Here is a 22,901-nt window from a genome sequence, read left to right as displayed (position 1 = left end):
TATTGAAAAATCGTCGTTTTAGCAAACGGCGATTTTTTTTGTCAGGAATTTTTACACTTTCAAACCACGTCTGGGATGTTTAAATGGCCTGAATCTGCCTTAACAGGAGTCAGTCTAGGCACTAGATGTAAATTATCACTATGCCTGAAATTCTTAACTTATCAGTCACACCACTTACCCACTAAATGGCGTGTTAAATAATCGCGGCGAGCTCTGCACCTTGGCGAATTGCGCGTTTTGCATCTAGTTCAGAAGCAACATCGGCGCCGCCAATGACATGAACTTTCATGCCAGCCTCCAGCAGGCTCGCTTCTAGCTCACGCAAAGGTAATTGTCCTGCACACACAATCACATTGTCGACAGCTAGTAACATTTGCTTGTCGCCTATACTAATGTGTAAGCCTTCATCGTTCACTTTTTGGTAAGTAACGCCGTTCATCATTTTGACATGGTGATTCACTAGCGAAGCGCGATGGATCCAGCCGCTGGTTTTACCTAAGCCTTTGCCTACTTTGCTTGTTTTGCGTTGCAATAAAAATACTTCTCGGTGTGGTTTGACTTCTTTTTTGGCGCTTAAGGCGCCAGGTGCTTTATATTCTTTGTCTATTCCCCAATGCGCTAGCCATTTTTCTAAATTTGTCGTGAGGCCCTCTAACTCGACCAAATACTCCGCGACATCAAAGCCTATACCGCCTGCGCCAATAATTGCGACACGTTTTCCTACAGGTTTGTGCTCTTTTAAAACATCCAAGTAACTCATGACCATAGGGTGATTAGCACCTTCTATATCAAGCTCTCTTGGGCTAATGCCGGTGGCCATTATGACGTCGTCATAGTCTTCACCTTTTAACAGATTAGCGTCTACTTTCGTATTTAAGTGCAGCCTCACGCCTGTGCGTTCTATTTGTTTTGCGTAATAGCGCAAGGTTTCGTGAAACTCTTCTTTTCCGGGGATTTGTTTGGCGTAATTGAATTGGCCACCTATTTGGGCTGCCTGTTCAAACAAATCAACCTTATGACCTCGGTCGGCTGCATAGGTAGCAAAAGCTAATCCGGCTGGGCCTGCGCCAATCACGGCTAGCTTTTTCGCTTGTGCGACCGACTTGAAGATAAGCTCAGTTTCGTAACAAGCCTGTGGGTTTACCAAGCAACTTGCACGCTTGCGTTCAAAGCCATGGTCTAGGCATGCTTGGTTACAGGCAATACAGGTATTGATTAACTCAGACTTCCCTTCAATGGCTTTGGCAATAAAGTTCGGATCCGCCAAGAAGGGCCTTGCCATTGATACCATGTCAGCGTGGCCGTCTTTGATAACTTTTTCGGCGACTTCTGGAGTGTTAATTCGGTTGCTGGTGATAAGCGGCACACTCACTTCTTTTTTCATACGCTCGGTTATCCAAGTGAATGCCGCGCGAGGAACCGAAGTGACAATTGTTGGAACACGTGCTTCATGCCAGCCAATACCGGTATTGATCAGCGTCGCTCCGGCTTTTTCAATCTCTTTGGCGAGATAGACAATCTCTTCCCATGGTGCCCCGCCTTCAACTAAATCAAGCATCGATAAGCGGTAAATAATGATAAATTCAGGGCCTACTTTTTGCCTTGTTTGTGTAACGACCTGAATGGCTAGACGCGCTCTGTTTTCAAGGCTACCGCCCCATTCGTCATCACGCTGATTGGTGCGTTCACAAAAGAACTGGTTAATTAAATATCCTTCAGAGCCCATAATTTCGACGCCATCGTAACCAGCTTGTTTCGCGTAATTCGCTGACGCTACATAGTCTTTAATGGTGCTGCGAACACCGCTGCTTGAAAGCGCTTTTGGCTTAAATGGTGATATTGGAGACTTTACATTTGACGCAGACACCGCCAGAGGATGGTAGCCATAACGTCCTGCATGCAGAATTTGCATACATATTTTGCCGCCTTCTTTGTGCACAGCATCGGTCACTACGCGATGTTTTTTAGCATGCCTGCTACTTGACATTCGACCAGCAAATGGGCCCAACCAGCCCGCTATATTTGGTGATATTCCGCCAGTTACAATAAGGGCCACACCACCTTTAGCTCGCGCTGCATAAAAAGCGGCTAGTTTATCAAAACCGCCCTTCTCTTCTTCTAAGCCTACGTGCATAGAGCCCATAAGGGCTCGATTCTTTAAGGTAGTAAAGCCTAAGTCTAGAGGGGCAAGTAAGTGTTCGAAGTTAGCAGCTTTATTCATAAAGTGACCTTTGTATCTGGCATTGCCTATGGTGAAGCAATGCCAGCTAAGGCATTGCTAAGATTTTTTCGACGCTGCTCTGACTTTCGACATATCACCTGCTTTAATAATCGAGAACTCATCAGCATCAAAGTACTTATTCATGACCTTTTGTACGTCTTTTGCGCTCAAAGAGGACAAACGCGCTTCATATTCTTTGTACCATTGCATATCGCGCTCATAGCGTATGTTTCGGCGCAAGTTACCCGCTAACTCACTATCTTGGGCACGACTGACTCTTTTCTCTTGTAATAAGCCAGATTTTGCAGCGGCAATCTCTTCATCTGTAAAGCCATCTTTTAGCATGCGTTTGAGCTCTTCATTAAAGCCTTGCTCAACCGCTTTTAGATTTTGCGGTGCGCAAATCGCATAAGCTCCAAAGGTTGATTTTTGCGATTTTGCTAACTGCGTAACGAAAGACCCTGCACCATAGCTTAAACCGTCTTGTTGACGAAGGCGAGTGGCAAGACGACTATTCAAAAAGCCACCCCCAAAAATATAATTGCCTAGTTCAATTGCAGCCGCGTCTGGGTGATTCTCTCCCACAGGCAACATAAGGGCAGCGACAAAGGTTGCGTTTTCTTTGTCAACCGTATCGAAAACCACATTCATGGCTTCAGTCTTTTTATATTTGTCTATAATGTCGGCAAATTCAACCTGACTTTCCCAGTTATTGAACAGGCTTTTGAATGTGTCGCTTATTTCTTCGCTATCAAAATCGCCCACCACCGCGACATGTAAATTGTTCGCGCCAAAGTATTTTTTATGAAAGGCTTTTACATCGCTTAGCTTGAGGTTTTCTAAGTTGTCGAGAGTTTCGTCGAACGTGGCGACGTATAGTGGATGCCCTTCTTCATAGGGGTTTTGTAAACGACTATATTCGTTAAACGCCAAGCGCTGAGGGTCTTGCAAGTTGGCTTCAATATCTACTTTCATCGTACTTATGTATTGACTAAATTCTTTTTCGTCGTAGCTTGGTTTTTTTAGTATTTTGGCTAGCAAGTCGAGTACGGCTGGCAAATTTTCTTTGTTGGTCATGATATTTGCTAGGGTATAAGACACACCACTTACAATACGTACCTGTGCTTTTAATTTGTCAAATTCATCTTGAATGTCTTGGCGAGTTAAGCCTGCAGCTCCGCGAAGCAATAAATTACCAGCAGTTGCACCAATGAGCGCTTTGTTTTGAAGGTTATCTACATTCCCATAACGCATCGTTAAACTTACCACGACCGATTCACCGCGGGTTTTTTTCGGCAGAAGCGCTAATTGCCCGCCTATTTCTAGGCTGACATTTTGTGTACGTTTGTCAATATTATCAAAGGAGGGTTCAAACAATTCACCTTGCGCAATGGCTTCGCGACCTTCATAGCCTTCGACCATTTTTGCTACACTATCTACCTGTGGAATGCTTATACGCTCTGGATTTTCTGAGGGAATAAATTGCGCTAGGGTGCGGTTGTTGCGTACCAAGTACTTGTTAGCGACTCGTTGTACATCTTCTAAGGTGACCTTTTCAATGCGATCGCGCTGCAAAAAGTACAAACGCCAATCACCCATAGCTAGCCATTCACTTAATTCAAGCGCGATACGTTCAGATGAGTTAAACGACAATTCGATGTCTTTCAGCAAACTGCGTTTAACCCGGTCTACCTCTTCTTGCTTAATCGATGCTGTCGCCATATTTTCGACAGTATTGAGCAACGCTTCAGTAGTTTCTTCAAGCGCAGCGTCTTTGTCGGCGGTAGCGAAGTACATCGCTAAACCTGGGTCTTGCCACTGAAAATTAAAGCCAAATACGCGACTACCTAATTTTTCTTCTACAATATTTTTGTGTAAGCGTCCGCTGGGGGTGTCGCCAATAATTTGGGTAAGCACCTCAATTGCCGCATAATCAGGGTGAGAACCTGCAGGAATATGATAGGCGCTGGCAACGAGCTGTATGTCACCAACACGTCGAACGACAACGCTACGCTCCCCCGATTTCGCCGGTTCAGATGTATACAATGTAGGTAATACACGGCTTGGTTTGGGAATGGGCGAAAAGTACTTGTCTACCAAGGCAAGCATGTCATCGGTGCTAAATTTACCTGCAATAATTAAAGTCGCATTATCGGGCTGATAGTATTTTTTATAGAAGGCTTGTAAGCGCTCGATAGGCACATTTTCAAGATCTGAGCGCGCACCAATAGTCGACTTACCATAATTGTGCCAGTCATAGGCAACACTTACCATGTTCTGCAAAGTAACCCGAAAAGGATCATTTTCACCTCTTTCAAATTCATTGCGAACAACGGTCATCTCGCTGTCCAAATCTTCTTTTGCGATAAATGAATCAACCATACGGCTAGATTCCATCGACAGGGCCCAATTGATATTTTCTTCAGTCGCGGTAAAGGTCTCAAAATAGTTAGTGCGATCGGTCCACGTTGTACCATTAGGCCTTGCGCCAGCGGCACTTAATTCGGCGGGAATGTCTTTGTGCAAAGGCGTGCCTTTAAAAACCATATGCTCAAGTAAATGTGCCATGCCTGATTCGCCATAGTTCTCGTGTTTCGAACCCACGCGATAGGTAACGTTTACGGTCACTGTTTCTTTTGTTTGATCAGGAAAGAGCAATACCTGTAAACCGTTGCTAAGGCGATATTCACTGATCCCCTCTACCTCATTTACTTTTTCTATCTTGGATTGGGCAACAAGCGCAAAACTACTCATTGTAAATAGTCCAATCGCTAACCCTAATGTCTTTATCTTTACAAGCATATAAATTCCTGACCTCTGTATTTTAACGGTATCGCTGTGAAGTAAATAAGCTCTTCTTCAGACAATTCAATTCCCGTTGGTTCAACTATTATTGTTGATGCGTCATGCCTTGGCAACTGCTACTGCTTTGCACCTTTTTGCTGCTACTCATGCTTTGAGCACTACCTAGCGCTGGCGATAAGGAGGTAGAGGAGTCCCAAATTCTGTCCCAAATAGCGCTTAACTTGCCAAGATCGGGGCGACCACTTATTTTTTCATAGTTAGCACTCACAATCCCTTCTTGCGTTATTTTACCTACAACAAAATTAAACACATACGCGCACTCAACGCCCATACGTAAATCCGTTAGTAGGAGTTTTTCACCGTCTTGTTTTATTGCATAAAAGCCTTTCGTAAACCACCGTAGACGCTCAACACCCCATTCGTTTTTGATATCGTCTAGCAAATAAATCTGGTTTTCAAAAGGGGTGAAAGTAATTTCTTTGGGAGAATCAAATATTGATGCATAGCCTTCATAATATTTATCGTTCGACATTACGACGACGCGCCAAAGCAAGGTCGTAAGGGGCGCCGGGGTGCTTACATAGCGCGTGCTATCAATACCTTGCAAGCTTAAACTAGCTTCAATTTTATTGTCTATATATACCTTAGCTGCCAACGACCAGGCAATATAGGCACTACTAAGTACAAGCCCAAGGGTATTCATGCGTGTGGCTTTTAGCGTGCTCATTTTGGGCATGGCGGCAATTGCGAGACCAAATAGCAAGGGTAAAGTATAAAGAGGATCGATGATAAATAAATTTGAAATGCCGACAGGATATTCAGTCAATGGCCAAAAGAGCTGGGTGCCATAGACGGTAAAACTATCTAAAATTGCATGTGTACTTAAGGTCAAGAAAACCAGCCAAAACCACTCTTTTTTGAATGCGCGCGTTGCTGGATGAAGTTTAACAATTAACCATGCAATCAAAGGACTTACTAATATATGCATCAATAAAGAGTGACTAAAACCTCTATGGTAGGTAAAAGCTTCTACCTCACCACCGTAGGGTAAAAATACATCTAAGTCAGGTAAGGTACCTAAAACTGCACCCCACAACATCGCCTTGCGCCCGACTTTGTTGCCTAATACTGCGTAACCTACCGCGCCACCGAGTGCTATTTGGGTCAATGAATCCATGATTTAGTAACGTCGTTTATAAATGGGTGCTAAGAATAGAGCATTACCGCACGTAATAACAGAAACAAAATTAGTTCTAATATTTACAACGACATATAAGTTTCATGATAATAACTAATAGTAATTTACTGCGTTTAATTGCAAAATCGTAAAGGCATATTGACACGAAATCATCAATTTTGCAGCTTATGCAACATAAACAATTGTTTTTATTAAAATAACTAAATTAGGAATATTAAAAATGGCTTACACGCAAATAGATGGCGTTAAATATGAAAAAGAACTTTTAGATCTTGCTGAGAAACATACAACAGGCAAAGGCGAAGGAAAGATTTCAAAAGACGAAGTACTTGACCTAATCGCTTCAGCACAAGATGGAAGTTCAGTCACCGAAATCGAATTAGCAACCCTTCATTATATTCGCAATAACTTTGAATTTACTGACGCTGCAGCTAGCTTGTTTGATGAAAAAGTAGCAGCACTTTAGTCTTCTAGGCTAGTGATAAGTTGGGATTATATCTAAAGGAGTGACCATGGATTTATTAAAAACGGCCGCAGAATTATTTATCAACAAACTAGGCGGCGATGGAAGCGGCTTAAATGTTGATTCTGTTGTATCTGGCTTACAAAACCTACTTCCAAACAATAACGGTGACCTTGATATAAGTGCGCTTGTTAGCATGTTTACCAGTAACGGAGGTGGTTTGGCTGCTATGGCATCCTCTTGGCTGGGCGATGGTGGCAATGACGGCTTTGATTTGAGTAGTGTTATGTCGCTACTTGGCGAATCGAAGGTGTCGCAGTTTGCTGAAGGCCTAGGTTTAAATACAGACCAAGCAGCAGGGGGCCTTTCAGGAATGATACCCGATTTGGTAGATAAAGGCAGCGAAGGCGGAAATCTCGTTGCTGATGTTGGCTCAAAATTGGCCTCAGATCTTTTAGGTAAATTTTTCTAAACCTGCTCATGTCATCATGCTTCTTGTTGGCAAAAAGACGTTTCGTGTTAAGTGCTTAACCTATCACTTTACATTTGGGTCTATTTTGCAAGCAAGAAGCTTTTTTTAATTACCTGTTCATACCCTCGTCAAACTCCATACATTATACGCCTGAAGTCGAATAGCTTTTCGTAGCATTTTCATACTATTGTTACTTCAATGTGAACAAGTGTCTAAGATTATTTAGTCGGCTTGTTTTAATGCGTATTTGAAAAAGAGGTTAACCTAATGACTTATCTGCAAGAATATAATGCTTCTATAAATTCTCCTGAAACCTTCTGGGCAGAAAAAGCCGATGCCTTGCCATGGTACAAAAAAGCCTCAAAAGTGCTGTCGCGTGATGAAAATGGCATAGACAGATGGTTTGCTGACGGTGAGATGAATACTTGCTATATGGCACTTGATTACCATGTGGAAAATGGGCGCGGTAGTCAAGCCGCGCTTATATACGATTCGCCGGTAACAGGCACAAGCTACACATACACTTATGATGAACTTCTTTCTAAGGTGGCCACTTTCGCGGGCGTGTTAAAGCAACATGGCGTGAAGAAAGGTGAAACAGTTGTTGTGTATATGCCAATGATTGCTGAAGCGCTTGTAGCTATGTTGGCAGCAGCTCGCATTGGCGCAATTCATTCAGTTGTATTTGGTGGCTTTTCAGCAAACGAATTAGCGGTGCGTATTGATGACGCCAAGCCCACGCTAATCGTCACCGCCTCATGCGGCATTGAAATCAATCGTATTATTGAATACAAGCCAATGGTTGACGAAGCAATCAACATTGCTACGCACAAACCTAAGCATGTTGTTTTGCTACAAAGAAGCCAATGCCTAGCCGACATGGCTCCTGAGCGTGATATCGATTGGGAGCAGGCCGTCGCCAGCGCAAAAGCTGCTGACTGCGAAATGGTAAAAGGCAGCGACCCGCTATATATCCTCTATACCTCGGGAACGACAGGGAAACCAAAAGGCGTGGTTCGTGATAACGCGGGCCATGCTGTTGCACTTAAATATTCAATGGAGGCGGTTTACAACTTAGCACCGGGCGATGTATTTTGGGCGGCCTCTGATGTAGGCTGGGTGGTTGGTCATTCGTATATTGTGTATGCGCCCTTATTACATGGTTGCACTACTGTTGTGTACGAAGGCAAGCCAGTAAGAACACCTGATGCTGGCGCTTTTTGGCGCGTAATAGAACAATACAATGTCAAAGCCGTGTTTGCAGCACCCACAGCATTTAGAGCAATTAGGAAAGAAGATCCTGAAGCGAAGCTGTTAGCTAATTATAATCTCGATTGTTTAGATACTATCTTTATGGCCGGTGAACGTCTTGACCCGCCTACTTATGAGTGGACGGTAGAGAAAACGGGAAAACCAGTAATTGATCATTGGTGGCAAACTGAAACAGGTTGGGCCATATGCGCCAACCTAACTGGGATAGAATCTTTGCCAGTGAAGGCTGGGTCAGCCACTAAGCCGGTCCCTGGTTTTAATGTGCAAATCCTTGATTATAAGGGCGAACCTTTACCGGCAAACACACAAGGGGCGATTGCGATTAAATTACCACTTCCGCCTAGTTGCCTTGCGACAATATGGGGAGACTTTGCACGCTATAAGGATGGCTATTTAAGTGAATTCCCTGGTTACTATAGCTCTGGTGACGGTGGTTACATAGACGAAGACGGCTACCTGTTTATTATGGGCCGCACTGACGATGTAATAAATGTGGCAGGTCACCGTTTATCTACCGGCGAAATGGAAGAAGTAATAGCATCGCACAGCGCGGTAGCTGAGTGCAGTGTTATTGGGGTTTATGATAGTCTCAAAGGGCAAGTACCAGTTGGCCTGGCACTTTTAAAAGACGGTGCCGATATTAGTGAAGCACAATTGCAAGAAGAACTGGTGGCCATGGTTCGTAATAAAATAGGCGCTGTTGCTTGTCTTAAACATACACTTGTTGTGCCACGACTGCCGAAAACGCGTTCTGGTAAAATTCTTCGTAAACTACTAAGACAAATTGCAGAAAACGAAGAATTTACAATTCCATCTACGATAGATGACCCATCAAGTGTTGCTGAGATCAAAGGTATTATGGAGCTTAATGGGCTTGTGCGCTAAGTTTGATCCACTCATCCACTTTACGTCTCTAAAATAGTGAGGGGGAGTCCTCCTCCTCCTAAAATAGTATCGTGAAAGGCCTTGATATCAAACTTATCAGCAAGCTCCCTTTCAGCTTTCGCACGTAATTCTTGTATTTTAAGCATGCCAATTTTATAGCCCGTTGCTTGACCGGGTATAACCAAATAACGCCTTACTTCAGATTTTGCTTGTTCGTTAGTAATAGCCGAGTTCTCTTGAAAATACTTTATTGCTTGTTGTTCACTCCAACCTTTTGTATGCAGGCCTGTATCAACGACCAAACGAATTGCGCGCCAAATTTCAGAGCCTAAGCGACCAAATTCAGATAAGGGGTCCTGATATGTTCCGGGCATCTCTTTAGCGAGCCATTCTGAATACAAGGCCCAGCCCTCGCCAAACGCATTTAAATAGCTTTGTTGCCTAAAGGTAGGTAAGCCTTGAATTTCAAGTGCAATGGCCAATTGCATATGGTGGCCCGGTAAACCTTCGTGATAGGCGATAACTTCAAGTTCACGTTTGGGCATGGCGGTCATGTCTGACAAATGCGCATAGTAAACACCGGGTCTTGAACCATCGGGAGTAGAGGGCATGTAATGTTGGGCGGCGCCGGCTTGTTCTCTAAATGCTTCTACTCGTTTAACGACCATATCGGCCTTAGGTAAAATACCAAAGTAGTTTGGTAGTTCGGCTTTTATTTTGTTAATTGCGGCGGTAGCGTCATCTATATAGCCTTGGCGCCCTTCGTCAGTGTTCGGATAATATAAGCGCTCATCATCTTTTGTATCGCGTAAAAATACGAAAAATTCTTGCAGGCTTCCTTCAAAGCCAAATTCCGCTTTCACTTTCTCCATTTCGCTGCGAATTCTGGCGACTTCTTTTAAGCCTATTTCATGTACTTCATCGGCACTGAGTGTTGTCGTGGTTTGATTTGCTAAGCGTTCATTATAGTAGGCTAGTCCGTTCTCTAATGCACTTACACCTTGCGCTTTTGTGCTGGCATTTACTTTGTCTTCTTGTTGCCATGCAATTAAGCGTTCGTATGCGGGTTTGAAATCTTCAACCAAGGCGTTTTTAATCTTTGCTAGCAGTCGGTCTGCGTCTTGTTGAGATAGTTTATCTTGCTCTATTAAGTTTGTGATTTTCGACTGCGCATCTGCCCATAAATCACTATCTTCACCATTGTCGAATGGTGCTCCTGAAATTATTTTTTGTGACTCGGCAATGACTGTTTCAAAGGCGAAATAGGGCGGGCGAATGCCTTTTTCAGCGCTCTTTTTAGAAAATGTGACGAGTTGATCAAGCGCGCGTGCGCTTTGGCTTATCCTCGATAGGTAATTTTCCATGTCTATTGGATTTTCTACACGATGCAGCGCAATAAGTAATTGTGGAAAGTAGCTATGCATGGCACCCATTTGTTCAAATGTGTAGATGTGATATCTAAATTCGTCTTGTTTTGCGACTTCTTCAGCTAAATATACCCATAAGTCATAGGAAATTTTCGTTTCGTTGTTGAGTTTTTCATAATTGAAGTTTTGCTTTAATTCGGTTAAATCACTGGCAAACTGCGCTACTAGGGCATCTAAGGCAGCTTCAGAGAAATCATCTATTTCGTTCTGACGCTCGCTTCGGCCTAGGTTGGTTAGTTGAGTAGGGCTACTGAGAACTTGCAGCTCATACTTTTCATTAAACCATTCATTTAAACGGGCACTTTCAGCCTGTATTTCAGCTTCGGTGAATGTACTGTGTATGCTAGCATCAGTGGTCTGAGCCGTTGTTGTAGCTTCGTTTGATTGGTTTTGGTTGCAGCCTAAAAGAGAGAGGGTGATAGCAAGGGCAGTTAAACTTTTGCGCATGAGGTATTTCCTTATTTTTTTCCTCATCATAAACCCTTCAAGGGTTGTACACAAAAACTTTAATGCTAGCGCTAGCAAACGTCACTTGCGATGTTATCTTATGCTGTCAAAACACGAGTCATGGACTTCACTTGTATTAAGTCCGCGTTTTGTGCATCCAAGCGTGCTTTTTTTGACGCACAAAGGTAAGCATCTTATATTGGAAATTAGCAAGCAAGGACGCTAACTTCGCTTCATTGTTGTTGAAGGGCATTAGTGAATAGCCAAGGTGTTCAAAGTCCGTTTTGTAGAACGCGTTGACCATTGCAATAGCTTGATTGGTCCAAAACACGGGCGCTTTCTTACTGACTTGTTTTAGGGGCAATGAAACAGGAGCAATCACTCCTATCCTTGAAGCGATCCTTTTGGTGATATCAAGCAAGCCATCTTCAAATTTGTATACATTTACATCGCTGTGTAAGTAATATTGTTGACATTGAAAGTGATTGTCTAGCATGTCGGGCGTTCGTTTCGCCTGGTTTAGCATATCGCAAACCCAGGCTGAGAACATGTATTTAGGATTAGGACCTAGGTTTATCGTTTTTAATTTTACACGATAAAAGAATTCGCTTTCTAAGCGGTGATAAGGATTGCGTACAATTGCGAACTTGAAAAGAGAGTCAGTATTAGTTTTATCTAAATTGTCGTGGATGTATTGATAACCATAATGTTGCGGCGTTAATGCTGTTTTAGCTGCTCCGTGTACAGTAGCGAATTGTGGACGGCCGCGATATACACTTTCTAACCAAGCGTCTACACTACTGCCTCCTGTTTTAGGTATATGCAAAAATAAGGTAGAACAATTCGGTTCTCCTACGGCGATGTTGTTTGTCGTATTTTTTTGCAAATATAAAGGCATAAAAGTGTAGTTATTTTCTACCTATAAACGTTAATGATAAACGAGACTAAAAACTAAGCCAAAATGCTAGAGTCGGTAAAAAATACACTATATTTTGGTCAATTTCGCAATACTAAGGTAAGCTGAGCTATTGAAGCTAGCGCTAAGTGTCTGAATATCCTAATTTATATTCTTGGCACTTTGTTTGCAATGTTTTTATAGTCAATACAGAAATTAGGCTAACTTGTCATGAACTAGTTTAGCTAAGTTGACGGCAGTATCGAGGGGATCGGCATTGATCATTCGTCATTTTTAAAGAGGTATTACAATGGAAACTATTCTTAGCATTATTTTATTCATTCCACTGGCCATTTTGTGGTTAATACCGCTCGTTGCCATTTTGCTCTCAAGCCGCACATCGGGTGGTGAAAAATTAGCATGGTTGCTAGCTGTTATCTTTATTTCATGGTTTGCTTGGATATTCTATTATCTAATCGCGCCATTAAATGAAAAGCGAACGAGAGTATAAAAGCTTGATTTTAGGTCATGCATCATTACGCGCCTGAGCAGGTCGGTCTCTAATTCAAGCACCTGCCCTTAACCCACCATAATCTTTAGACGTATCGATTGTGCTTAAATGCACGATCGACACGCTGCTTTTTTACAAGACGCTGTTGGCGAAATTAAGAGACTGAAATTAAGAGACTATTATACAGCCCACTGCCTACACAATAAGTGAATCATGCACCACAACTTTTTTCCACAAATGTGCATGTTTTTCAACAAACTGAGTATGTATAGGATGTTCTTGATAGGCAAGTTGACCTTCTTCGTCATCAAAAAACATAAGCTCAGATACACTAAAACTATTGTCAACAACATCACGCTTTTCGGTATTTGCGGGTAGGCCAATTTGTAAAGATTTTACTGAAGGTATTTGACTAAGTGTTTTTAGCCCAGCGACTAACATGTCTCGGTCTTCTTTTGAATCAGGCTTGTTTAGCCAAAAATAGACATTATGTACGAGCTTGTGGCTCACTGGGTCCTTATTCGCGCCTATCGCACTGCTGCTTACTATCGTCGCAGCACCTGCCGCGATAAATTGTCTTCTGGTCACTGGCATGAGTTTCCTTACTTAAAATAGGTATATTTTGTGGTTAGCTTAGCAAGATTCTTACAACACCAACAGCCCTTTCACATTCAGCTATTGTGTGTGCCCACGCGCCGTCGTTGATGGGGATGGCTTTTAAAAAGTATAGAGCGATTTTAAAAAGCTGACTTATAAGGAGTGCGCAAATTCAAACAGCGCAACACCCCACACCACGATTACCAGCAATAAAGCAATAAACACAGCGGCAGAGCCGAGATCTTTGGCGCGCCCGATTAAGACATCATATTCAGGCTTCGTTGCATCGGCTACCGCCTCAACTGCCGAATTCACAATCTCTGAAAATAACAGAAACACCAAACTCGCAAGCAAAATCAACCAATGCATAGATGATTGTGCAATAAAAAAACTAAGCATAAACAACAAGATAGAAATAGATGCGTATTGCCTGAAGCCCGATTCATAAACCCAAGCCGCTTTAAAGCCATTTAGCGAACACGCAATTGCACGAGGCAATCGCTTGATGCCCGATTGGTTTTTGCCAATGTTTGGTACTTGCTTGGACATTGTAGATTCTTCCTAAGGATTTATATCTATAGTGACACACCTTCTTACGTATGCTCGCTCGAAATCACCTTGATATTGCGTTATCGTTACGTCTCGTTAGTGTAAACCAAATTTAAAGTGTGTGAACAAATATGCTCATTTTGCAAAATATCAGCAAAGCCTATGCAAACTCAAATCAAAGTTCACCGATGTCACAAGACAATATTCTATCCGATTATTCTGCTAAGTTTGATTTACCCTTAAGCTGTATTGTTGGAGAAAATGGGTCGGGAAAATCAACCTTATTACTAATTATCGCTGGTTTATTGTTGCCAAATGCCGGTGGCATTGAATGGCAGCAAAAGACCGTTGTTGCTAAACAGCGAAAACAAAATTTTGCGATTGCCTCAGACAGTATTGTCATTCCTGAGTTTCTAAGTGCTCAGCAAGTGCTCAAGCTTAATCAATCTACTTTCGATTTGCCATGGCCCGAAACGTTAATTGCCCGTTTTAACTTTGCACCACATGTCCACAAAACGATTGATGCGCTTTCCACTGGCAATCTAAAAAAGTTGCAGCTCATTATCGCGTTTATGCGCCATGCCCCGTTATTGCTGTTAGATGAGCCTAATCTTGCTCTTGATGAGCAAAGTGTTGCGGTCTTATGGGAACTTGTTGGTAGTTACAAAGGTATGATTGTGGCAGCTAGCAATGAGCCTGAACTTTTCGCCAGTAAAGGATTTGCAATTAAAAGCTTGAATCCTAAGCCTATAGCTGTGAGTTAAGCAAAATATGTTTGCATATTTACATCTTCGCAGGCAGGTGTTTAAGCACGAAATTAAGCATTTGCGTAAACAAATTGAACAGTTCATGCTACTTACCTTTGTCTTTTTAGGCACTGCGTTGCCGGCATTTTTCTTTGCCGTGTTGCTTGCTTTTGGGATTGTGCTTGATAACGAGTCTTCGGTTTCTCAAACTTTACTTATAGTTTGGGCAATAATTGTGACGCAAAGCTTAACATTGCTCTTATTCAAACAAGCCATTTTGGGCAGCCGATATACTCTTTTTTTACACGCTTTTGAGCGGGCTAGAGTGAGTCGCTACTTATGTGACCTAATCTTGGCAATAGTGTGCAACCCCATTTTACTCATGTATTTAGTGGTTATCGGGTCTATCGAATTTTATTTTTACAAGGGCATTACTCATGCCTTTTTACTATTGTACTTGCTTGTTAGTAGTATGCTTGTCGCGATTTATAAAACACATATTAATACCCTGTTTTTGGCCACAGCATTGTTATGTATTCCATTGGTGAGCGACTTGTCGCTAAACACTGCTCTCATGGTGTTGTGCGCAAGCCAGTTGATTTGCTTAGCCCTTGCACGTTTAATGCCCTTAGAACGTTTTAGTTTGTCAAGCTTAATGCCCTCTCCCTTGTATTTTTGGCTAAGCCTTTCCTCAGGCTCGTCTATGCACTCAAGCAGTAGAAGCAATCATAAAAATAGCCCGTTATTGCTGTCTGTGGCTTTCGCTATTTTGTTTATTATTATGGCTGATTACAGCGCCCAGCAATTGCCACAATATAGTCGGGTTGTGCATATGATTGCTGCTCAATTTGTGGTCTTAGCATGTGCTAGCGTTCAGCTTACGACTACTAAAATAATGCGTCAGCATAACTTGTTTTTTGCCATGTATTGTCACAAGAGCAGTATTTCAGTTTTACAATATTGGGTGAGTTTTGCAGCCGCAGTCATCATGTTGACTGCGGCTGCACTCGTGTTCAGCAATGCGATAGTAATGGTCTATTGCCTACCTGCGTTAATTAGTATTATTTTTGCCAAGCGCTCCCCTCGTTTATTTTTAATTATTTGGCTAAGCACTTGTTTGCTGACCGCAGTTTTAACCCTCCGTTTATAGTGCCTAGTGCACCACAAGCCCGCAAAGCGTGTGCAAACAATTAGCGTGGTAAAAATTTGATTGAACTAAACTGCTAAAAAAGATTCCAAACAATGTCTCTTATTTCACTTTAGCTAAATTCGACCTTGCTGAACTTAGTAATAAGAGGAGGATCCATTGACAAAAGCGAGAAAACAAGCCAGGTTTAGAAGAAAAATAGCGGTACTATTCTTTATTTTATTATTCATCAATATCGCGATGAAAATAGTGGGATTTTCTAGTTTGGATGTAAGCCAAGCTGTTACATCGTCACACGCTACAGGGATAATATTTAGTTATTATGTCATCCCCGCGTTTTTTCTGCTGATGGGGCTTTTATTTGCTAAATTAAGCCAGCGCAAATCGGCTGAAGCAGAGTCCATAGAAATTGGCGGTTGCAGTTGGTAGCGATGTCTATGTCTCAACGTTTAGGCGCGCCTTGCGCCTAGGCTAGCACTCTTTCTTGTAAAAATTCGATGACTTGATTTGCCGGTAAGGGTTTGCTCAAGTAGTAGCCCTGAAAGACCTGCACTCCCCAATCTTTTACCGCACTGTAGGCAAGCTCATTTTCTACTCCTTCAGCGCAGATTTTTAGCTCAAGAGAGTTCCCTAGGGCGATTATGGCTTTAGTTATTTTACTGTCGTTACTGTTATCAGATAAATCGTCAATAAACGATTTATCTATTTTCAATATATCGAAAGGGTAGTTTTGCAGGTAGCTCAACGAGGAATAACCGGTTCCAAAATCATCTAGGGCTATTCGAATGCCCAAGGCCCGAATTTCATTTAATATACTTTTGATACTTTCTGGTTTATTGATAATAACCGATTCAGTTATTTCCATTACTAAATTTGACGGACTAACATTAAAGCGTTCACAGCAAGCTCTAATGTTTTCAACGAAATGGTCTTCTACCAGTTGCTTTGGCGATACGTTAAAGGCCAAATAACCGACCGATGGAAAATTGTCTTTTTTAATCCATTCGCTCAATTGACGACAAGTTTGTTCAATTACCCAGCGACCTACATCCAAAATCATGCTGGTCTCTTCTAAAATGGATATAAATTCGTCAGGAACAACAAGCTGTCCTTGATTATCAACAAATCTAATTAAGGATTCAAAACCAATAATTTCAGCAGACTGCAAGTCGCAAATAGGCTGATAATGCATGATAAAACGATTTCGTTTAATACCGCTGCGCAATTGGTGTAGTAAAATGACACGTTGCTTTGATTCAATAGCAAGTTCGTCATCAAAAAGTTGATATTTGTTTTTCCCTTCTTTTTTCGCATTGTATAGCGCAACATCTGCATTTTTCAAAAGCGCGCGAGCGCTTGAGTTGCGGTAAGTTCCTTGGGAAATACCAAGGCTGGTGGTGATAAAAACCTCATGATCTTCTATCAAATAGGGAGCCGCGACAGCAGAGATAATTTTGTCAGCAACAACGAGCACCTCAGTCAAACTCTCACTTTTTCCCAATAAGATAACAAATTCATCACCACCAAAGCGCGCGACGGTATCGTTTCGACGCAAGGTATCAAGTAGTCGGTCGGCAACCTTCTGCAAAAGTAAGTCACCCACATCATGACCAAGGGTGTCATTTACATCTTTAAAGCCGTCCAAGTCTAAGAAAAATAGACTAACGGTTGATTCATCCCGTTCTGAACTGATGAAGCCTTGACTAAGGCGATCTTGAAAGAGTATTTTATTCGCAAGACCCGTAAGACCGTCGTATTGTGCAACATACTTGAGTTTTTCTTGCGTCAAGTATCGCTCGGTGACGTCAGAAAATGTCCCCAAAAATCCTTCAATGTTATCGTTTTCATCAAATAGCACACGAGAACTAAAGTCTATCCATTTTGTTGCCCCAAGCGGAGTAACCATACGTACTTCACGTTGTAGATCTTTACCCGCTTCTAAACTGGCGTGTAAAGAGTCTAGTAAGTCATTTATATCTAAAGGATGAATTGCATTTATCCATTCTGGCCCATAACTTTCGTCTGCGGTTAGGCCTGAAAATTCAAACCACTTGTCATTTGCAAAGGTGCAGCGCCAGTTCTTATCTACTTGAATAATACCTACTGGTAATAATTGGGTGAGTGCGTTTATTTGTTGTGAAGCAAGTTTGTATTTTTCTGCACTTTGTTGAGTACTGGTAATATCTTGTATTTGTAACGTGGTGTAGCGCTTTTGGTTATAAACGTAGCGGAAGACCGTTAAATTTACATTGCAGATATCGCCACAACTTCTTGTTACCTGCTGGTCTATCCATAGCCGAGGCAGTGTCTCGTGAGTTGGACTATCAAACTTCGGTTCTTGTGAAGACCATTGAAATAGAGAATCGTACTTTGGAAAATAAGTTTTTATACTATGACCAACGATGGATTCGTTGGTAGGGTCGCCTAATTGATTCACACCAGAATTCAATATGGCTTGGGCATTTGGGTTACTGACGATAATATTCCCGTTCTCATCGATCACTATTACTCCAATTGGCGAGGAGGCAATCAGGCTATTTAAGAATCGATTTGTTCCAATTGTTTTGTCTAGACCCAAAAAGTTTCCGTTGACCGATTCTGCGCTCTGAATTGCGCACATTACCGAGCCTAAAAGCGGCTTTAATTTGTGAATGAATTGCGCTTCGTATGCGCCTTGTTGCTTGGCCAATATGCATACTGCTTTAAGTTCAGAATGCACTAATATTGGCAACATCATAATACCCGCAACATTACAATCAGGTAGTAAAATTCTGCGACTAGCGGGCGCAATGGGTTGATTGTAAAAAACAGGACGGGTTAAGATAGATTTTTGCCCGACCCATGATTCTAATACCTTTTGATTCACAAAGGGCGCGGTATCATCTATATATATTGGTTTTAGTTTTATGTTTGGGAGCATAGGTGCATTTGGGTCGTCTGCAGAGACGTAACAAACAGCGAAATCACTATTCGTGAATTTCTGTAAAAACCCTAAAACCAATTCAAATATTTGACCGCTGGCATCAGGATCAAACAAGAGTCCTTGTATTTCATCAATAGCTAGGCGTGTAGCTCTGTCTGTACGTAAATTAGCATTGAATAAAGCCTTTCCTTTCTGCTCTTCGCCATCGCTATTTGTCATACCCATATTGAGACCTTGGAAGATTTTTTACTATATCAACTTCACTAACATTTTTTTGGCAATCAATGCTATAGTCATTGCCAATACAGTATTTTATAGTATTTTCATGTAATTAGAAGTTTGTATATGGCGGTGACAATACCAAAACGGACAAAATAAAGCCAATGACAACTGATAAAGGGAACGAAAATTCGAATAGCAAGCTGAATTTGCCAACACATTATGTGGGTATTGGGGCTTCTGCGGGAGGTTTGGAAGCCTTGCAAATACTATTGCAAAATTTGCCGACGCAAACAGGTGCATGTTTTGTTGTTGTTCAGCACTTATCGCCAGATTTTAAAAGTATGATGCTTGAGCTACTCAGCAAGCACACTCAAATGATAGTAGAAAATGTTGAGGATGGCGTTTTAGCCCAGCCAAATACCATTTATTTACTGCCTCCCAAAAAAAACATGATTGTTGCGCAAGGCGAACTTCTGCTGGCTGACAAATTGTTAGATGCGGGATTAAACTTGCCCATCGACGTATTTTTTAGATCCTTAGCGGAAGATCAACAACACCGAGCGATCGGCATTATTTTATCAGGCACCGGGTCTGACGGAAGCCGAGGTATTAAAGCTTTAAAAGAAGCTGGCGCGCTAGTGATGGCGCAAGAACCACAAAGCGCTAAATTTGATGGTATGCCAACTAGTGCAATCAACACCGGTATTGTTGATTTCATCTTACGTCCTGAAAATATGGGGCGACAACTTGAAAGTTACATTCATCATCCCCTTGTGAAAGGGGACGGCAGACTCCTGCGTGACGATATGGAAAACAGCCAAGATGTGATGCAAGAAATTTTTAATATTTTGCGCATAAAAAGCGAAATAGATTTTTCAAAATATAAGCCATCGACCGTTGTTCGGCGAATTGAAAGGCGCATGACGATCAAGCAAACGACCACTCTGCGCGAATATGTCACCTTATTATTTCAAGACGAACGAGAAGTCAATACGCTAAAAAAAGAGCTGTTTATTGGCGTTACCCGCTTTTTCCGAGACGATGAAGCTTTTGACGCTATCAAAAACGTGGTTATCCCCAATATTTTGCTTAATTCTCCTAGCAACAAGATGATCAGAGTGTGGGTGGCGGCGTGCTCATCAGGAGAAGAAGCTTACTCTATTGCAATGCTCTTGCACGATGAAGTGAAAAAGTTAGGTCAAAAACGCGAAATTAAAGTGTTTGCTACTGATGTTAATTCTGACGCTATCGCTGAAGCCAGTGCTGGCTTATATACCGCTGATATAGTGCAAGATGTCCCACGTATCTTCTTAAAAGCCTATTTTGTGAATAAGTCTGAAGGGATCTATCAAATATCGACAAAAATACGAAACAGTGTGGTTTTTGCTACCCACAATATTATTATTGACCCGCCCTTCTCTAATATGGATCTCGTCACTTGTAGGAATGTGTTAATTTACTTCCAACAAATGATACAAAAACGAGTGTTAACTTCTATACACTTCGCGCTTAACAAAGGTGCTTATTTGTTTTTGGGTTCTTCTGAAAACTTGAACGAATTGTCATCGTATTTCAAGGTAATCAATGACCGTGCAAAGATTTATCAAAAAATAAGCGACGCCAAAATATCTAACTCTTCCTCGCAACGCTTGCCGGTAATGCCAGCTAAGCGCGAGGCTAGTATCCCTAGTATCAGTACGCTCATGCGCAGTTATCATGGAAACACGCGCGCCAAAACCTCAATAGGGTTTGCCAATGAGGCGCTAATTACGCAGTTTGTGCCACCCTGTATCTTACTTGATGACGACTATCGAGCTTTGCATATTTATGGCGACACTAGTCCTTTTACCAAGCGTGTACCGCCGGGACGAATGAGTACAAATATCTTGGATATCGTCAATGACGACATAAGTATTGCAGTTAGCTCTGCGTTGCAGCGAGCTAAAAAGTCAGATAAACCTGTGTTTTATACCAATCTAACTACGCAAGACAAGATGCAAGTAATCGATTTGAGTATACGTGTTACCCATGTAAAAGAATACGATATTGCAGATACGCCAAGTTATTATTGGCTTATTTTTGAAGCGCTAGGAATTTCTAATGACATGGCTACAGACGCTACAAAATTTGATGTAAGTGAGCAAGCCCAGCAGAGGATTTATGATTTAGAGCGTGAACTACAACATAATAAAGAACACTTAAAAGTTACCGTAAAAGAGCTAGAAACCACTAACGAAGAACTGCAATCGAGCAACGAAGAATTAATGTCAGCAAACGAAGAATTGCAAAGTACTAATGAAGAGTTGCAGTCAGTAAATGAAGAGCTATACACCGTAAATACTGAGTTTCAAGAAAAACTTTCTGAGATATCCAGAGCCAATAGAGACTTGGATGAAGTATTGAGCTTATCTAAAATTGGTTTCATATTTTTAGATGAAAATATGCTTATTCGCCGCTTTACAGAGGCATCTAAAGCCTATGTTAATTTGCTCGACTCGGATCTAAATCGACCTCTACATCATATTTCAATAAACATTCGTTATGATGATCTGTTAAGCGATATTGCTAAGGTATTTAAAACCCAAAAAAGCATACAAAAAGAGTTGATTTTAGAAAACAAAAGTATGTTGCGGGTATCAATAAACTCCTATAACTATGACGACACTATCGTTTCGCGGGGCGTCGCTATTACGTTTACTGATATTTCGAAGGTGAAGTATATGGAATTGGGGATGCATGTCGCATATCAACAATTGCGCTCAAGCATCAACAATGCTCTGGACATACTCGATGACAAACCGTTTAGCAAAAACTTAAATGTAGTGATACTTGATGACAGTAACAGCTATTTGGAAGTACTTGAGCAACATATTCAAGAGATTGATTCATACAAATCTAGCGTATTTAAAGCTCTCAACTGTGCTGAAGCGATAAGATTAATAGACAAACATAAAATTGACGTTTGTATCGTCGACTTTTATTTATTGAATGAAACCGCAATTGACTTTCTTGACCAATTGATTGCTGCCGAAATCAATATGCCTACTATCGTTATTACGGGTGGGCGTCACGATGATGTTAATCCGATTCTTTTTTCATACGGCGCCCTCGACCTTCTTGAGAAAGACGATATTACGCCCAAGTTGCTAGATAAAAGCATCCGTTATGCAATTCGGCGAAACCAAATTGATAAGAATATTACGGCTTTGCTCATGAAAACAAACAAATCCATTAATCCATAGAAAGTAACACTTTAGGGAGATAAAAATTGCCAAGTGACAAGTTTATTCGTGATCTCCTTTCTACCTTGTCTCATGATATCCAAGGCTCAATAGGTAGTGCGAATACGCTGAGCCAAATGCTAGCAAGCGACGATCGTATAAAGCATGATGACAAACTGACGAGGCGCATTAACCTTATGCAAGATGAATACTTGCTTACAGGTGTTAGATTAAAAGCCTTGGCCAGTTACGCGCGTCTTTACGAAAATGAGGAGAAGTTAAGCGACTGCGCTTTAAATCAAATAGTGCAAACTAGCATAAACGGACTTTTCAATCAGAGCACGACTACACAAAAACAAGCTTTTGCACAACAACTTGAGGTTCGCACTTTACCAACTATTCATGGTTATAAAGCCTTATTGCAGCAATATTTTACTGAGTTGTTTAGTAATTCACTTCAGCATGCGAATCAGCCAATCGCTTCGTTAAAGGCGATACTATTTGCGCAAAAAAGTGAAAATGCTGAATATTGGCAAATTACTTATCAAGACAATGGACCGATATTGAGTGAAAAAGATATATCTTATATAACTAAGCCTTTCAAAACCTTGCAAAAAGACAGCTCGGAGCTCCCTAGCGCTGGGCTTGGAATCGCTAAGCTTATGCGTATTGTTGAGCTCCATGGAGGGACACTCAAGCTAGGTGCTGGCGAAAGCCTAGGCTACCCTGGTTTACGAGTAGATGCCTCTTTTCCCGTGTCGAATTGAGAATTGCTTAAATTATTTGCACTAAATCATATAAAATACTGTATATTCCGCACTCATTTTTGACTGTAGCCAGCATTGGTTTGGTTTTGACACTGTCAAATTTAGATGCCACTTTTGCATAGGCGTACATTTT

General features: G+C 41.6%; 16 protein-coding genes and 1 pseudogene. 9 read left to right on the top strand and 8 right to left on the bottom strand.

Features of this window, described 5'->3' with window-relative positions; translation table 11 throughout:
* Positions 1 to 193: 193 nt before the first annotated feature.
* The 3 genes from AC0L6H_RS03955 to AC0L6H_RS03945 form a co-directional block, all read right to left on the bottom strand.
* A complete protein-coding gene (locus tag AC0L6H_RS03955; protein WP_473392734.1) occupies positions 194 to 2,221 on the bottom strand; it encodes an oxidoreductase in 2,028 nt (675 codons plus the stop codon).
* 57 nt (positions 2,222 to 2,278) lie between these two features.
* Entirely contained in the window at positions 2,279 to 5,023 is a 2,745-nt protein-coding gene (locus tag AC0L6H_RS03950; RefSeq protein WP_473392733.1) for a M16 family metallopeptidase, read from the bottom strand.
* Between the two features lie 88 nt (positions 5,024 to 5,111).
* On the bottom strand, positions 5,112 to 6,203 hold the full coding sequence (locus AC0L6H_RS03945) for a metal-dependent hydrolase (RefSeq protein WP_473392732.1): 1,092 nt from the start codon (positions 6,201 to 6,203) through the stop codon (positions 5,112 to 5,114).
* Positions 6,204 to 6,444: 241 nt separating this feature from the next.
* On the opposite strand from AC0L6H_RS03945, the gene AC0L6H_RS03940 reads away from it, so the two are divergent.
* The 3 genes from AC0L6H_RS03940 to AC0L6H_RS03930 all read left to right on the top strand — a co-directional run bounded on the left by AC0L6H_RS03940 (position 6,445) and on the right by AC0L6H_RS03930 (position 9,316).
* The gene (locus AC0L6H_RS03940; protein ID WP_473392731.1) at positions 6,445 to 6,690 is read left to right on the top strand and encodes a hypothetical protein; all 246 of its coding nucleotides are present in this window, start codon (positions 6,445 to 6,447) and stop codon (positions 6,688 to 6,690) included.
* Positions 6,691 to 6,736: 46 nt separating this feature from the next.
* Positions 6,737 to 7,159, top strand: a complete 423-nt coding sequence (locus tag AC0L6H_RS03935) for a YidB family protein (protein WP_473392730.1) — start codon at positions 6,737 to 6,739, stop codon at positions 7,157 to 7,159.
* A 267-nt stretch (positions 7,160 to 7,426) separates the two neighbouring features.
* Entirely contained in the window at positions 7,427 to 9,316 is a 1,890-nt protein-coding gene (locus AC0L6H_RS03930) for a propionyl-CoA synthetase (protein ID WP_473392728.1), read from the top strand.
* A 20-nt stretch (positions 9,317 to 9,336) separates the two neighbouring features.
* On the opposite strand, the gene AC0L6H_RS03925 is transcribed toward AC0L6H_RS03930, so the two are convergent.
* Together AC0L6H_RS03925 and AC0L6H_RS03920 are read right to left on the bottom strand one after the other, a co-directional pair.
* Positions 9,337 to 11,190 (bottom strand): DUF885 domain-containing protein, encoded by a 1,854-nt coding sequence (locus AC0L6H_RS03925; protein WP_473392727.1) that lies wholly within the window; start codon positions 11,188 to 11,190, stop codon positions 9,337 to 9,339.
* Positions 11,191 to 11,326: 136 nt separating this feature from the next.
* Complete coding sequence (locus AC0L6H_RS03920; protein ID WP_473392726.1) at positions 11,327 to 12,076, bottom strand: sulfotransferase family 2 domain-containing protein; 750 nt, start codon at positions 12,074 to 12,076, stop codon at positions 11,327 to 11,329.
* A 319-nt stretch (positions 12,077 to 12,395) separates the two neighbouring features.
* On the opposite strand from AC0L6H_RS03920, the gene AC0L6H_RS03915 reads away from it, so the two are divergent.
* A complete protein-coding gene (locus AC0L6H_RS03915) occupies positions 12,396 to 12,596 on the top strand; it encodes a PLDc N-terminal domain-containing protein (RefSeq protein WP_473392725.1) in 201 nt (66 codons plus the stop codon).
* A gap of 195 nt (positions 12,597 to 12,791) precedes the next feature.
* Here AC0L6H_RS03915 and AC0L6H_RS03910 read toward each other — a convergent pair whose 3' ends face one another.
* Together AC0L6H_RS03910 and AC0L6H_RS03905 are read right to left on the bottom strand one after the other, a co-directional pair.
* The gene (locus tag AC0L6H_RS03910; protein WP_473392724.1) at positions 12,792 to 13,190 is read right to left on the bottom strand and encodes a Dabb family protein; all 399 of its coding nucleotides are present in this window, start codon (positions 13,188 to 13,190) and stop codon (positions 12,792 to 12,794) included.
* A 156-nt stretch (positions 13,191 to 13,346) separates the two neighbouring features.
* Positions 13,347 to 13,742: a diacylglycerol kinase gene (locus tag AC0L6H_RS03905; protein WP_473392722.1), complete on the bottom strand. Its 396-nt coding sequence runs from the start codon at positions 13,740 to 13,742 to the stop codon at positions 13,347 to 13,349.
* Positions 13,743 to 13,990: 248 nt separating this feature from the next.
* Here AC0L6H_RS03905 and AC0L6H_RS03900 point away from each other — a divergent pair.
* From AC0L6H_RS03900 to AC0L6H_RS03890, 3 genes and pseudogenes are all read left to right on the top strand, one after another.
* A pseudogene (locus AC0L6H_RS03900) lies at positions 13,991 to 14,506 on the top strand (ABC transporter ATP-binding protein); the annotation flags it as partial.
* Positions 14,507 to 14,513: 7 nt separating this feature from the next.
* Complete coding sequence (locus AC0L6H_RS03895) at positions 14,514 to 15,638, top strand: DUF6136 family protein (RefSeq protein WP_473392721.1); 1,125 nt, start codon at positions 14,514 to 14,516, stop codon at positions 15,636 to 15,638.
* Positions 15,639 to 15,794: 156 nt separating this feature from the next.
* The gene (locus tag AC0L6H_RS03890; protein WP_473392720.1) at positions 15,795 to 16,064 is read left to right on the top strand and encodes a hypothetical protein; all 270 of its coding nucleotides are present in this window, start codon (positions 15,795 to 15,797) and stop codon (positions 16,062 to 16,064) included.
* Positions 16,065 to 16,101: 37 nt separating this feature from the next.
* Here the strand turns inward: AC0L6H_RS03890 and AC0L6H_RS03885 are convergent, their stop codons facing one another.
* Positions 16,102 to 18,783, bottom strand: coding sequence for a sensor domain-containing protein (locus tag AC0L6H_RS03885; RefSeq protein ID WP_473392718.1), 2,682 nt, complete (start codon positions 18,781 to 18,783; stop codon positions 16,102 to 16,104).
* A gap of 158 nt (positions 18,784 to 18,941) precedes the next feature.
* Here AC0L6H_RS03885 and AC0L6H_RS03880 point away from each other — a divergent pair, with 158 nt between their 5' ends.
* Both AC0L6H_RS03880 and AC0L6H_RS03875 read left to right on the top strand, forming a co-directional pair.
* Positions 18,942 to 22,022 carry a chemotaxis protein CheB gene (locus AC0L6H_RS03880; protein WP_473392717.1) on the top strand — a complete coding sequence of 1,027 codons (3,081 nt, stop codon included), beginning with the start codon at positions 18,942 to 18,944 and terminating at the stop codon, positions 22,020 to 22,022.
* Positions 22,023 to 22,048: 26 nt separating this feature from the next.
* Entirely contained in the window at positions 22,049 to 22,768 is a 720-nt protein-coding gene (locus AC0L6H_RS03875; RefSeq protein WP_473392716.1) for an ATP-binding protein, read from the top strand.
* Positions 22,769 to 22,901: the final 133 nt, after the last annotated feature.

This window comes from Glaciecola sp. G7-5 (assembly GCF_055808975.1).
This window is presented reverse-complemented; position numbering and strand designations above follow the sequence as displayed.